Origin of the sequence: Micromonospora zamorensis (assembly GCF_900090275.1) — a bacterium.
In the GTDB taxonomy this organism is placed as follows: Bacteria; Actinomycetota; Actinomycetes; order Mycobacteriales; family Micromonosporaceae; genus Micromonospora; species Micromonospora zamorensis.
The window spans coordinates 6,998,803-7,011,424 of sequence record NZ_LT607755.1 but is presented as its reverse complement, the minus strand read 5'-3'; the positions used below and the strand labels follow the sequence as shown (position 1 = coordinate 7,011,424).

Here is a 12,622-nt window from a genome sequence, read left to right as displayed (position 1 = left end):
GGCAGGGGGGACGGAAGCTGTGCAGACCGACGAACGGCCCGCCAAGAGCAATGGCAGCGAGCATCACGTCGACCATCACCGGAGGGTCGTTGGCACGGCGGTGGGCGTCACCGTCGCCCTCGCGCTCGTTGGCGGCATCCTCCTCAGCCGCCGCGTGCCCGACCAGGCCACGACCCAACCCCCGGCCGCGAACACGGCGCCGGCCGCAGCGCCGCCAGTGACGTCGGCCATCGGCTGGAATGCGGCGCTGGTCGCCCGCAACGACACCACCATCACCGTGTACGCCAGCCCCGGCGACATGCGCTGCAAGGATGTCGTGCAACCACAGGCCACGGTCACCGAGCAGACGGACACCCAGGTCGTCGTCGCGGTCAACGGTCGCATCATCGACGCCAACGACTGCTCGACCAGCGGCATCCGGATGCCCCTCGTCGTGTCGCTTCAGAAGCCCCTCGGCGATCGGGTCCTCCGCGACGCCGCCAGTGCGCTGCCACCACCGACCTTCTCCGAACGCGAGCTGCCGGACCTGGCCTCCGACAAGAGATGGAGTCCACATTCGAGTCAATGCGACGAGGGCTTGTGTCAGGGCTACAACGGCCCGAACGGCTCGACACTGTTCACGGGTGCGGGCCGCACGGTCGGAGGGGAATCCTCGGCAGCCGTCGGCACCGTCTCCATCGGCTCACGCGAGGGCACCATCACCGGCAGGCCGGAACGCTCCTGGCAGGTGCAGTGGGAGGTCGGGGACGTGACGTACTCGCTGAGGCTGACGCCCGCCGAGGGCGGGACTTTCAGCCTGAAGGAGTTCCGGGCAGAACTCGCCAGGCTGAGGTGGACCTGACCTGGCGAGCTGGATGGCGGGCGGTAATCCGGCCGGCTCGCCCACACCTGGCTCCACGCCCGCTCCTGCGTCGAGTCGAGAGGTCCGTGCCGGGCGGCGTCAGCGTGTTCGCCCAGCAAACGGTGCAGCCCTGACGCCGCCTCGACGTCCCCTGCGCTGATCTCGTGCAGGCCCTCACGGTCCGCGACAGGGGCGCGCATCGCGGCATGAGGGCGCCTGCGTGGCATCATCACGTCATCGGGTAAGTCCGTGCGGCAGACCGCTGAAAGATTCGCTCGAAATCCGCCGTGATGGGCTTCCTGATGAAGCGGAGCGGTCGGTGACCACCACCGCCAACCGGTCGAAATGGGGTTCACAGGGGAGGCACTGATGACGGAGTGGCCGGATCCGACGGTGTATCTGCCGTACATCGTGGAGATCGAGCAGGAAGATGGCGAGGTTCGGTCGTACCCGGCCCATTTCGTGACAATGACACCGGACTTCGTCTTCGTCCGTGATCCGGCTGGCGGGTCGGCGAGTCTTCCGACGCGCTCGGTGCGTTCGATCAGGGTCGCGGTGCAGGATCTGCCGGCAGACCATGACTCGTTGCGGGCCGAATATCCCAACGCCTATCAGCCCTGGCACCCGTTGGACGAATTGAGCCTCGAAGACATGCACAAGTCGAGGGGGACGTTCGCGTACGCGCAGCTGCGCCGCCGCCCTCCGGCGCATCTCGTCATCAAGGCGCGCGAGCGCGGCTACGACCCCACCGCCATGCTGAACGCCATCGAGAACGAGTCAGAACCCGAGCCGCACTCGTTGGAGGCGCTATATGCGAGGCGCTCCGCTGGGAACGACTACCTCGTCATCGTCAAGCCGGGAACCGATCCCTATCAAATACTCAGTCGGCACCAGCTTTCGCCCAACAGCTTGTACCGCATCGGCGCCTCTTGGGGATTCGGCGCCAGGCTCACCGGCCTGCAGTTGGAACAGTCGCCGAGGGCCGGGGTTCCGGCACTTTCCGAAGACTCCGACATCGATCGCGTCGAGCCCGACCCCGAACGGCTTGCACCGCATTTCCGTGCTCCACAGGAACGGCGCGTCGATGGTGAGTACATAGTCCTCGTTCGTTGCAGCGGTGATCCGCTCACCGTCGCCGCGCGAGCCGGGGTCTCCCCGAGCAGAGTGTTCGACTTCATCAACAGCTTCTCCGCCGACATGACTGACGCTCAGGTTCGAACTCTGCGCCGGGACCCCGACGTAGTGCAGATCGAGGACAATGCGACTGTCGAACTGGACGACTGATCGTGCGGCTGGGCTTGATGTCTGACTCCGCCACGATGATGGGCGGAATGCGCTTGCAGCCGACGATGCGCTGTTCTCGGGCATGTGAGTGCGCCTAGGCGCTCAGTGTCACCCTCGCGGCGGACCTGACGCGACGCGGCCGGTTGGCCCGATGAGGGCACCTTCCACTCTCTGCGGCACTACTTCGCCACCCGCCTGATCACCTCGGGTGCCGATCCCACCGACGTGCAGAACGCGCTGCGGCACTCCAGCCTGCGGATCACGCTGGAAACCTACGTCCACTGGTGGCCGAAGAAGGACCCCCGCCGCAACATCATCAGCAGGGCCCTGCGCGACGCGAGCGCCAAACGAAAACGAGGCCCGAAGGCCTCGAATTCTCGCTGATTTGTGCCGGATCTGTGCCCGCCGATCTTGGTCGGCGGGTTTCCCCAGGTAGTACGTCGTGCTGGTGGAGCTGAGGGGATTTGAACCCCTGACCCCCTCGATGCGAACGAGAGGCTGGCTGCCTGTCCGAGCACGCCCGAGCGGCGCTTACCACCAACGCGCGAAGGGTCGGCGGCGTGCCGCCGATCGAGTGGATCGCGTCGGTGTCGCTCACCGGTCAACGCCGAGCGGCCGACTGCGGCCGGTACGGGAGAACGGTCGACTGGATTCGCGATGCGGCGGTCGCGAATGACAGGTCGCGGCTATGCGTGGGGCGAGGCGGTTGTCTTCGCGGCCGGTGTCTGGTCGAAATCGTCGCGGTTACGGACGATGTCGCCCTGGTGGCTACGAACCCAGTGCACGAGTCCGTCCACGGCCTCGCTCAGTGAGCGGCCGAGCGGTGTCAGGGCATATTCAACCCTCGGAGGTACTTCCGGGTACGCGGTCCTGGTCACCAACCCGTCGCGGGTGAGGGCGCGCAGTGTCTGGCTGAGCATCCGCTGGGAGATGCCGGCGACCTGCTCGTGCAGCGCGGTGAAGCGCAGCGGGCCGGACGCCAGGACCGTAATGGTCAGCAGCGTCCACTTGTCGCCCACCCGCGCCAGCACGTCGCGGACGAGCTCGATCGTCTGGACGCAGTCCGGCGCGACCCCGCGCTGCGCGAGTTCGGCACCACGCAAGTGCGTCATGGCTTTGTTCCTCATGCGTCAGTAGCTGACTTTTAAGTGCGTATCGGAGAGCCGGACTAAAACCCTTGGGCGCACGTTTCTTACTGATCGTAACTGACGTGCGGCCACCCCTTCGTGGTCGTGACAGCGGGAGGACAGCATGGTCCGGCACGACACCTTCACGATCTCGCGGCACCTCGACGTACCACCGGGCGAGGTCTTCACCGCGTTTGCCGACACCGCGATCAGGCGGCGGTGGTTTCGGCTCCCCGGCAGCGAGGCCTCCTACGAACACGACTTCCGGGTGGGCGGAGGCGAGACGGCGCGCAGCACCTACACCGGGCTGGACACCGCGCCCGAACGGCTGGAGTACCGGTCGCGATACATCGACATCGCGGGCATCCACCGGATCGTCTACGGCTACGAGGCCGTCGTCGACGGCGAACTGCGATGGACCTCGCTGGTCACTGTTCGGCTCGACGCCGAAACGGACGGAACCCGCCTGGAATGGACCGAACAGGTGACGTTTCTCAGATACGAGGGCGACGGCAGTGTGGACCTGGCGCACCTACGCGGCGCAAGTGTGCTGCGGCTGAACGGCCTCGACGCCGCGCTGCGATCCGGACGCCGGCGTCAGCAACGGCAGTGAAGCGCTCGTCGGATGGAGGTACTGATTCGCGCAACACAAGTTCTCGACCGTCAGTAATCCTCGGATCAGCAGGAACGGACGACGCATGACGAACATCGGGATCATCCTCGGCAGTACCCGGCCCGGCCGGGTCGGTCACCAAGTGGCCGAGTGGGTAGCTGAGCAGGGCGGCCAGCACGACGGCATCGATGTCGAGTTGGTGGACATCGAGGACTACGGTCTGCCGATCTTCGACGAGCCCCAGTCACCGCTACTCGGCTCCTACTCCCACGCACACACAAGGAAGTGGAGCACCAAGATCGCCGAGTTCGACGGATACGTCTTCGTCACCCCGGAGTACAACCGATCGATCCCCGCGGCGTTGAAGAACGCCATCGACTACCTCTACGGCGAGTGGAACAACAAGGCGGTGGGCTTCGTCTCCTACGGCAGCAACGTCGGCGGCGCCCGCGCGGCCGAACACCTGCGCCTCATCACGGCAGGTCTTCAACTCGCCGGCGTACGCACCCAGGTCAGCCTGTCACTCGCCACCGACTTCGTCGGCTTCACCACGTTCACCCCCGACGGCCGCCACAACACCACGCTCCACCAACTCTTCACCGAGGTGACCGCCTGGGCCGACGCGCTCGCACCACTGCGCCGACCCTGACCACTCAGACCGCTCACGATGACGGTCAGGCCGCCGCCCAGGCGATGGCCTGACCGTCCCGACAGCCTCCGCAAACGGATCCAGATGCTTGACCAACCAGGGCGATGAATGACGGAGAGTGCGTGACCGCGAATGTCGTGGCCGGGCTGACCCCAGCCGTGGCCCTGTTCCGGTCGTTCGCGGATGAGACTCGGCTGCGGATCGTGCGGCGGCTCGCCGCCGGGGAGGCGCGGGAGGTGGACCTGACCCTCGAGTTGAGCCTGGCCCAGTCGCGGCGTCGTTCGACATTGCCCCATGCCACGGTCTGGGGCTCCGTCCGGCGGTCAAACGACGGTCAAACGATCAACGGTGGGTTCCCGTTGAACGAGAACCCACCGTTTGACCTGCTGTTTCGTGGTGGAGCTGAGGGGATTTGAACCCCTGACCCCCTCGATGCGAACGAGGTGCGCTACCAGTCTGCGCCACAGCCCCCCGCCGGCGAACCGGCTTCGGTCCCACCCGGCTTACACCGGGCGGGCCGGCAGCAAGGCTAACAGGTCGTCGGTCCCCACCGCGAATCCGCCCCCGGCGCGGCGCTCCGACCCTCCGGCTTGATCCACTCGCCTTCCCGAAAATCGGGGCATCCGGGACGCCACGACACCCCGACTTCCAGAAACCCGAGTCGATCAAGCCGGGAGCACGACCGAACCAGGCCGAGTCGGGCCAGGCCACGCCCGACCACGCCACGCCCGACCAGGCCAGGCCCGCGCCAGGCCGCGCCCGACCACGCCAGGCCAGGCCCGACGAGGCCAGGCCACGCGCGGCCAGGCCACGCCCGGCCGTCGCCGGCTCAGGCGCCGCGGCCGGCCTCGTAGGGGCGTCCGCGTAGGCCGCCCGAGCGCCGGTACGAGACCGACCCACCGTTGACTGCCGCCGGCAGGTCTCCCGGGCGGTCCAGGCCCATCGCGGCTCGGCGTACCCCCTCGCGCTGGGCGGCCAGGCGGCGTTGCGCCTCCCGGCGGGCCGCCGCCCGGCGGGCCTGTTCCCGGCGCACCTCGGCCTGCCGGGCGGCCAACCAGGCCGCCTCGCGGGCCCGGGCGCGGCGGCGACGACGCCCAGCGAGGGCCTGACCGCGCAGGTGGACGACGTACGTGGCCAGGAGCAGGAAGGTGACCGAGAAGCCGATCCAGAAGCCGGGGCTGACGAACAGCACGCCGACCAGCTCGACGACGTTGAGGAGCAGCAGCGCGGCGAGCACCCGCCGGCGCCGGTACACGGCGGGGGTGTGCTGTCGGCGCGGCGGCGGGCGGCGGCGGGACCCCTTGGGTGCGGGTGGCACGGCGCGCAGCCGACCGGAGCGGCGGGCGGCTGGGGGCGCGGAGACCGGCGCACCCAACACCCCCGTAGTCGCGTTCTCACTGAGGGTGACGACCAGCGAGCGCGGTGGGTGGACGGGTTGCCGTCCGGGCACAGTGCGGCGCCGTCGGCGGCGCTGGAGCACCCGCGCCGTCGACTGCGCCCGCTCCGCCACCAGCCGCTCGGTGGCGTCGTACCGGCGGACCAGCGCCGGGGCCAGGGCGAGCAGGCCGGCGGCGGCGAGGACGGCGAGGAGCACCGAGGTCGGCACCCTCACCCCTCCCGTCACCGAATTCGTCGCAACCGCCACCGAACCGCAGGATCTTCCACCGATCGCGCCTTGGTGCGTGGATCGTCCGGCCGGGGAGCGCTTGCCGCAGCTTGCAGTTACTTGAGGTTACGGCGCGCCGACCGGGATGCCACCGCGCCGCGCCGATCCCGCCCGTGGGACGACTCAGCGGGCGTTGGCGCGTACCCGGTGCCAGCGGGCCAACAGGCCGCCCTCGGCGGCGATCTCCTCGCTCGTCATCGCGTATCCGATGTGGTCACGCCAAGCGCCGTCGATGTGCATGTAGCGCACGTGGTACGACTCCTCGCGGAAGCCCAGTTTCTCCACCACCCGCCGGGACGGCCGGTTCTCCGGACGGATGTTGACCTCCACCCGGTGCAGCCCGCCCGGGCCGAACGCGTGGTCCACGGCGAGCGCGAGCGCCGTCGGGATCACACCTCGGCCGGCGACCCGGGCGTCCACCCAGTAGCCGACGTAGCCGGAGCAGAGCGCCCGCCGCACGATGCTGCCCACGTTGATGTGCCCGACCAGCCGGTCCCGGTCGGCCTCGCGCAGACAGACCGCGAACGGCATTCCCTCACCCTCACGGGCGGAACGACGCTGGTCACGGTGCACCCAGCGGAACGCGGCCGGCGAGTTGAGGTCGTCCCAGGCGCCGGGCAGCGATGATTCCCAGGGTGCCAGCCAGGCCCGGTTGGCCCGCCGTATCTCCGACCATGCCGCCGCGTCGGAGCGCCGGTAGGGCCGCAGCAACACCGGGCCGTCCGCCAACTCCACCGGCCAGCCCGGTGCCCGCGGGGGTCCGAAGAGACTCACCCGCACAGTCTCCCGCGCGGGACCGTGTCGCGCGCAAGTGGACCCACCGCGTGGACCCGATGACCGCGCGGCGCCCGAGTGGCCAGCCGGCGGATCGACCGGGTCACCGTCACCGGCGGCGGTCCAACAGCAGGACGTCCACCGTGGAACCGGCGGCGGCCGTGGTTACCCGCTCGCCGAGCACCAGCAGGCCGTTCGCCTCGGCCAGCCCGGAGAGCGTGAACGGCCCACCGCTGAGAGGCTGGACCGTGTATCCACCGCCGCGTCGCTCGGCGACGTGCGCCGGCCGGAACTCGCGCAGCCCCGTCGGCGACGACACGGTCTCCAGCAGGTGCGCCCGCACGCTGGGTCGGAATACCGGCTCGGCGCCGGCGAGCAGTTGGATGGCGGGGCGGGCCAGCACCTCGAAACCGATCAGCGCAGCGCCCGGGTCGCCGGGCAGGCAGACCACCGGCACCTCCTCGGCGCCGACGGTGCCGAACCCGAGCGCGGTGCCGGGATAGAGCGCCACGTCGGTGAACGTGACCGGCCCGGCCCGGCCGCCCTCGCGGCGGGACAGGATCCGGCGCACCATGTCTCCGGGGCCGGTGCCGGTGCCCCCGGTGGTGATGATCAGGTCGGCGCGCAGGGTCTGGTCCTCCAGCAGCCCGCGCAGCCCCTCCGGGTCGTCGTCGCAGATCCCCACCCGGTACGCCAGTGCGCCCACCTCGGCCGCGGCGGCGGTCAACGCGTGCGAGTTCGCGTCCACCACCTGCCCGGGCTGACTGCCCCGACCCACGTCGACCAGTTCGTCGCCGGTGGCCACGATGACCACCCGTGGGCTGGGCCGGACCACCACATGCCCGATGCCGGTGGCGGCGAAGACCGCGACCAGGGCCGGCGAGACGTACGTGCCGGCGCGGGCGAGCAGAGTGCCGACGGGCAGTTCCTCACCGGCTCGGCGTACCCCGTACCCCCGTTTGGGGGTGCGGAAGATCTCCACAGCGGCCATGCCCTGGTCGGTCCACTCCACCGGAACCACCACGTCCGCGGCGACCGGCAGCGGCGCTCCGGCGGCCACCGAGAAGCACGAACCCGGGGTGAGCCGGACCGGCCGCCAGCTCGCGGCACCCAGATCGCCCACCACGTTGAGCCGGATGGTCCGGCCGCCGGGCGTGCCGGAGGGGGCCGGGACGTAGCTCGGGCCCCGACCCCCTCCGGAAATGTCCTCCCAGCGGGCCGCGTAGCCGTCCACGGCAGCCTGGTCGAAGGCCGGGAAGGCGTGCGGCGCGACGACGTCCTCGGCGAGGACGTTGCCGTGCGCCTGGGTGAGGTCGAGGTCGAGTGGCGGCAGCGCGCGTAACCTGCGCAGCACGCTGCCCAGGTAGTCGGCGAGCGGCGTCAACTCGTTCGCGGCCGCCTCGGCGTCGGCCGTCGCGGTCATGTACCAGATCCGCCCGCCGCGTCGGCCTTGACGAAGTCGGCCAGCCACGAGCGGAACTCGCTGCCCAGGTCCTCGCGTTCGGCGGCGATCTGCACCACCGTCTGCAGGTAGCCCAGCGGCATGCCGGTGTCGTAGCGGGTGCCCCGGTAGACGATCGCGTGCACGGGGGTGCCCTCGGTGCGCAGCAACTCCATCGCGTCGGTCAGCTGGATCTCGCCGCCGCTGCCCGGCTTGGTCCGCCGGATCGCGTCGAAGATCTTGCCCGGCAACACGTAGCGGCCGAGCACCGCGAGGTTGCTCGGCGCGTCCTCCGGCTGCGGCTTCTCCACCATCCCGGTCACCTTGACGACCTCACCGATGTCGGTCAGCTCCGACTCGGCCGGCTCGACGGAGGCGATGCCGTACCGCTTGGTCTCGGCCGGGTCGACCTCGAAGAAGGCGAGCACCACACCGCCGGTGCGGGCCTGGAGCTCCAGCATCGCCGGCAGCAGCGGCTCCGACGGCTTGACGAACTCGTCGCCGAGCAGCACCGCGAAGGGCTGGTCGCCGACGTGCGACTCGGCGTACCCGACGGCGTGGCCGAGCCCGAGCTGCTCGGGCTGCCGGACGGTGTAGATCTCGGCCAGCTCACTGGGGCGACGCACCGCGGCCAGCCGCTCGGTGTCACCCTTCTCCTCCAGCCTGGTCTCCAGGTCTGGGCGACGGTCGAAGTGGTCCACCATCGACGTCTTACCCCGACCGGTGATCAGCAACACGTCACCGATGCCGGCCTGGGTGGCCTCCTCGACGATGTACTGCAGAACCGGCCGATCCACCACCGGCAGCAGCTCCTTGGGCACCGCCTTGGTGGCTGGCAGGAACCGGGTGGCCAGTCCGGCGGCCGGGATGACGGCCTTGACCGCCAGGGGACGGCCAGTTGCGGCGACCGTCGATGAGGGGTTCGCTGAGTGCTCCGACATGCCGCGAGACTATCGGCCACGGCTCTGTCGCGGCGGGTGTGGCCCAGAAGACGCGCCGCCACCCGGCCCCGGCCGCGCGGCGTCCGGGCCGGCCCGCGCCCCGCCGGTCGCGCTGTCCGGGCCGTCGTCGGCCGGTTCCGGCCGCGCGTGCGTCGCAGATGATTCCGGTACGCCCACAGCCGGCTCCGACCGGGCGGGCCCGCCCGGCTCCCGGATGACCTGCGCGGGTTGACCGGCGCGCGGCAGCCCGTCGGGTGGACTGACCGCGCAGGCGAGCACCGGTATCTCCCGCGTCGGCACGTCCGGGCGCACCTCGGCGACCCGGTACGTGTCGCGGCCGGCCGCCTTGGCTGCGTAGAGCGCGTCGTCGGCGGCCTCCAGCACCTCCCGCCCGGTGCTGCCGTTGTCCGGGTAGACGGCGATGCCCACCGACACGGTCACCAGGACCGGCCCGGCGTACGCCTCGACGGCGATCGGCGTCTCGCGAACCGCCGCGCCGAGTCGCTCGGCCACGATCGCCGCGCCCCGCGCGTCGGTCTCCGGCAGCAGCAGCACGAACTCCTCACCGCCCTGACGGAAGGCCAGGTCGACCTCGCGGATCTCGCCGCGCACCCTCCGGGCGAACTCGGCCAGCACGGTGTCCCCCGCAGCGTGCCCGTACGTGTCGTTGACGTCCTTGAAGCGGTCGAGGTCCATCGCGAGGATGCTGAGCATCCGCCCGAACCGGCTGGCCCGTTCCACCTCCCGCCGGATCGACTCGCGCAGGTAGCGGTAGTTCCACAGGCCGGTGAGCGGGTCGGTGAGCGAGAGCCGCTGCGCTTCCTCGTGCACCCGCACGTTGTCCACCGCCACGGCCGCGTGACCGGCGAAGGTGCGCAGGGTGACCAGGTCGTCGTCGTCGAACTCGTCGGCGCCCAGCCGGTCGTACAGGGCCAGCACGCCGAGTGCCGCCGCCGCTCCGGCCTCGTCGCCGGACCCGCTGAGGGTGGGCGCGGCGCCTCCGCCCGGGGCCGCGAACGGGACCGCGACGTACGTGCGACAGCGCGGCTCACCCGACGGAACCTCGCTCGGCTCCACCCTGCCCCGCTGTGGTTCCCCGGTGGCGGCGACCGCACCGACCACACCGACCCCCACCGGCACCCGAAGCGTCGACGACCCGTCCGTGTCGCCCTCCGGCCACCGCCCGTCCAGCCCTTCGGTGCACTGGGCGACAAGCACCCCGCCCGCCTCCACCAGCAGCACCGCGCCGGCGCGCGCGCCGGTCGCGCCGATGGCGCTGTGCAGGATCACCCGCAGGATGCGTTGCAGGTCGTGCGTGCTGGCCAGGGTGTCGCCGAGCACGGCGAGGTGCCCACGGAGCTGGTCGCGGTTGCTGGTCAACGCCGCGACGTAGGAGCCGGTCTCCCGGGTCATCCGGTTGAACGCGGCGGCCAGCCGACCCAGCTCGTCGCGGCTGCGGACCGGCACGCGGGCGGTCAGGTCACCCTGGGCCACCCGGTCCACCGCACCGGCCAGTTCCACCAGCGGCCGGGTGGTCACCCGGGCCAGCCGCCAGGCGGTCAGCACGGCGAGCAGCCCGGCCAGCACGACCACCCCCACCAGCGTGGCGTGCAGCCCCGGCGGCCGTTCACTGGGCACGGAGAGCACCAGTGGCAGCGGCTGCTCGTCGGACGGCCCGATCCTCCGCACGTACCGGCCCTCGGTGGTTTCGGTGACCCGCTCGCCTTCGACGGTGCTGGCGGCGGCCAGCACCGCGTCGCGTACCTCCCGGGACTCTGTGGTGTGGGTGACCCGCGCGGCGCTCGCTCCGCTGTCGAGCAGGGTGACCGCCACCCCGGTCACCGCCGCCAGCCGGGCCACGAAGGCCGGGTCGACCAGTTGCGCGGCGGTCACAGTGCCCCGCAGCGTGCCGGCGCGGTCGCGCAGGTCGACGTGGGCGGCCAGCGCCCGGACGGGGCTGGCCGAACCGGTGGTCGAGCCGGAGCAGTCCCGCCACGGGGTCGGCGGCGCGTCCGGCGAGACGTAGCTGACCTCGCCGGTCAGGTCGGTGATCAGCACCGCGGCGGCCAGACCTCGATCGACCAGTTGGGCGGCGCCGACGGCCGGCTCGGCGGTGAGCGCCACCGCGTCGGCGGTGGCCCGCAGCTGCTGGCAGAGGGCGTCGACCGAGGTACGCACTGTGGACGCCGCCACCGCCAAGCGCTCGGTGGAGCGGCTGCGGTCGACGGCCGCGAGCGTGGAGGCGACGAACAGCGCGCCGAGCAGGACCGGCCCGAGCACCACCACGAGGAAGGCTGCTGTCAACCGCCCGCGTAGCGTCACTCGGTCCCCCCGGAAGTTCCGCCTCCGTTGCTTGCGATGCTGACACAGTGCAACCGTGGGAGAGGCGTTGCGTCAGGAGTGTTGCGTGCCGGAATTTTCTTATGAAGCGGAAGTGACCCGTACCGCGAAGCGGGAAGCCCGCGCCGACCTGCTCGCCCGCCGCCGCTCGCTGCCCGGCCCCGCCCGGGCCGCCGCCGCCGGGCGCGTGCAGGCCGAGCTGGTCGCCCTGGTACGCAGACTGCGCCCGCGCAGGATGACGGCGTACGTGCCGGTCGGCTCCGAACCGGGCGGCGCAGACCTGCCGGACGCACTGCGGGCGGCGTTGCCCACCGACGCCCAACTGCTGCTGCCCGTGCTCCTCGACGACCTCGATCTGGACTGGGCGGCATATACCGGGCCCGAGGACCTGATCGCCGCCGGTCGGGGTATGCGGGAGCCGACCGGCGCCCGCCTCGGGGTGACCGCCGTGGCGGACGCGGAGCTGGTGGTCGTACCGGCTCTCGCCGTGGACCACCACGGCCGGCGACTCGGACGCGGCGGCGGCTCGTACGACCGCGCGCTCGCCCGGGTGCCCGAGTCGACGCTGACCGTGGTGCCTCTGCACGACGGGGAACTGGTCGAGGCGCTGCCGGCGGAGGCACACGACCGGCTTGTCCGCGCGGTCGTCACACCCGCCGACGGAGTGCGTACGCTTGACGGCGGCCCGGGTGCGGCGCATGGTGTCGCGCCCCACACGTCCGCTGGACGAACCCGGGCCGGATGACGCACCATTGGCACTCGAATAGGTCGAGTGCCAACTGGCTGAGCCCAGATCCGGAGGAGAACGTGCCCACGTACCAGTACGCCTGCACCACGTGCGGTGAGCAGCTCGAGGCGGTGCAGTCCTTCTCTGACGAGCCGCTGACCGAGTGCCCGGCGTGTCAGGGGCGGCTGCGCAAGGTCTTCAACTCGGTCGGCATCGTCT

The 12,622-nt window shown here is 71.1% G+C and carries 13 protein-coding genes, 1 tRNA gene and 2 pseudogenes; 9 read left to right on the top strand and 7 right to left on the bottom strand.

Annotated elements, in window-relative coordinates; translation table 11 throughout:
- Positions 1 to 19: 19 nt before the first annotated feature.
- The 4 genes and pseudogenes from GA0070619_RS31720 to GA0070619_RS33705 all read left to right on the top strand — a co-directional run bounded on the left by GA0070619_RS31720 (position 20) and on the right by GA0070619_RS33705 (position 2,509).
- Entirely contained in the window at positions 20 to 841 is an 822-nt protein-coding gene (locus GA0070619_RS31720) for a hypothetical protein (protein WP_088951407.1), read from the top strand.
- A gap of 369 nt (positions 842 to 1,210) precedes the next feature.
- Positions 1,211 to 2,125, top strand: a complete 915-nt coding sequence (locus GA0070619_RS31715; protein WP_157744122.1) for a protease inhibitor I9 family protein — start codon at positions 1,211 to 1,213, stop codon at positions 2,123 to 2,125.
- Between the two features lie 171 nt (positions 2,126 to 2,296).
- Positions 2,297 to 2,347, top strand: a pseudogene (locus tag GA0070619_RS34200) (hypothetical protein); the annotation flags it as partial.
- Between the two features lie 3 nt (positions 2,348 to 2,350).
- Positions 2,351 to 2,509, top strand: coding sequence for a hypothetical protein (locus tag GA0070619_RS33705; RefSeq protein ID WP_231927208.1), 159 nt, complete (start codon positions 2,351 to 2,353; stop codon positions 2,507 to 2,509).
- Between the two features lie 302 nt (positions 2,510 to 2,811).
- Here GA0070619_RS33705 and GA0070619_RS31705 read toward each other — a convergent pair whose 3' ends face one another.
- Entirely contained in the window at positions 2,812 to 3,237 is a 426-nt protein-coding gene (locus GA0070619_RS31705) for a winged helix-turn-helix transcriptional regulator (RefSeq protein ID WP_088951404.1), read from the bottom strand.
- A 139-nt stretch (positions 3,238 to 3,376) separates the two neighbouring features.
- Between GA0070619_RS31705 and GA0070619_RS31700 the strand changes: the two genes are divergently transcribed.
- The 3 genes from GA0070619_RS31700 to GA0070619_RS33700 all read left to right on the top strand — a co-directional run bounded on the left by GA0070619_RS31700 (position 3,377) and on the right by GA0070619_RS33700 (position 4,930).
- The gene (locus GA0070619_RS31700; protein ID WP_088951403.1) at positions 3,377 to 3,865 is read left to right on the top strand and encodes an SRPBCC domain-containing protein; all 489 of its coding nucleotides are present in this window, start codon (positions 3,377 to 3,379) and stop codon (positions 3,863 to 3,865) included.
- Between the two features lie 85 nt (positions 3,866 to 3,950).
- Positions 3,951 to 4,514 carry an NADPH-dependent FMN reductase gene (locus tag GA0070619_RS31695; protein ID WP_088951402.1) on the top strand — a complete coding sequence of 188 codons (564 nt, stop codon included), beginning with the start codon at positions 3,951 to 3,953 and terminating at the stop codon, positions 4,512 to 4,514.
- 122 nt (positions 4,515 to 4,636) lie between these two features.
- A complete protein-coding gene (locus GA0070619_RS33700) occupies positions 4,637 to 4,930 on the top strand; it encodes a hypothetical protein (protein ID WP_231927207.1) in 294 nt (97 codons plus the stop codon).
- On the opposite strand, the gene GA0070619_RS31685 is transcribed toward GA0070619_RS33700, so the two are convergent.
- The 6 genes from GA0070619_RS31685 to GA0070619_RS31660 form a co-directional block, all read right to left on the bottom strand.
- A tRNA-Ala gene (locus GA0070619_RS31685) sits at positions 4,909 to 4,985 on the bottom strand. The genes GA0070619_RS33700 and GA0070619_RS31685 overlap by 22 nt on opposite strands.
- 358 nt (positions 4,986 to 5,343) lie before the next feature.
- The gene (sepX, locus tag GA0070619_RS31680) at positions 5,344 to 6,126 is read right to left on the bottom strand and encodes a divisome protein SepX/GlpR (protein WP_172862154.1); all 783 of its coding nucleotides are present in this window, start codon (positions 6,124 to 6,126) and stop codon (positions 5,344 to 5,346) included.
- Between the two features lie 177 nt (positions 6,127 to 6,303).
- Positions 6,304 to 6,954 (bottom strand): GNAT family N-acetyltransferase, encoded by a 651-nt coding sequence (locus GA0070619_RS31675; RefSeq protein ID WP_088951400.1) that lies wholly within the window; start codon positions 6,952 to 6,954, stop codon positions 6,304 to 6,306.
- Positions 6,955 to 7,063: 109 nt separating this feature from the next.
- Positions 7,064 to 8,377 (bottom strand): molybdopterin molybdotransferase MoeA, encoded by a 1,314-nt coding sequence (locus tag GA0070619_RS31670; RefSeq protein ID WP_088951399.1) that lies wholly within the window; start codon positions 8,375 to 8,377, stop codon positions 7,064 to 7,066.
- A complete protein-coding gene (locus GA0070619_RS31665; protein WP_088951398.1) occupies positions 8,374 to 9,336 on the bottom strand; it encodes a UTP--glucose-1-phosphate uridylyltransferase in 963 nt (320 codons plus the stop codon). Before GA0070619_RS31665 ends, GA0070619_RS31670 begins: the two co-directional genes overlap by 4 nt.
- A 9-nt stretch (positions 9,337 to 9,345) precedes the next feature.
- Positions 9,346 to 11,658, bottom strand: coding sequence for a GGDEF domain-containing protein (locus tag GA0070619_RS31660; RefSeq protein WP_088951397.1), 2,313 nt, complete (start codon positions 11,656 to 11,658; stop codon positions 9,346 to 9,348).
- 112 nt (positions 11,659 to 11,770) lie between these two features.
- Here GA0070619_RS31660 and GA0070619_RS31655 point away from each other — a divergent pair, with 112 nt between their 5' ends.
- Positions 11,771 to 12,421 carry a 5-formyltetrahydrofolate cyclo-ligase gene (locus GA0070619_RS31655; RefSeq protein ID WP_414855619.1) on the top strand — a complete coding sequence of 217 codons (651 nt, stop codon included), beginning with the start codon at positions 11,771 to 11,773 and terminating at the stop codon, positions 12,419 to 12,421.
- Positions 12,418 to 12,576: pseudogene (locus GA0070619_RS33695) on the top strand (FmdB family zinc ribbon protein); the annotation flags it as partial. The gene GA0070619_RS31655 and the pseudogene GA0070619_RS33695, both read left to right, overlap by 4 nt.
- Positions 12,577 to 12,622: the final 46 nt, after the last annotated feature.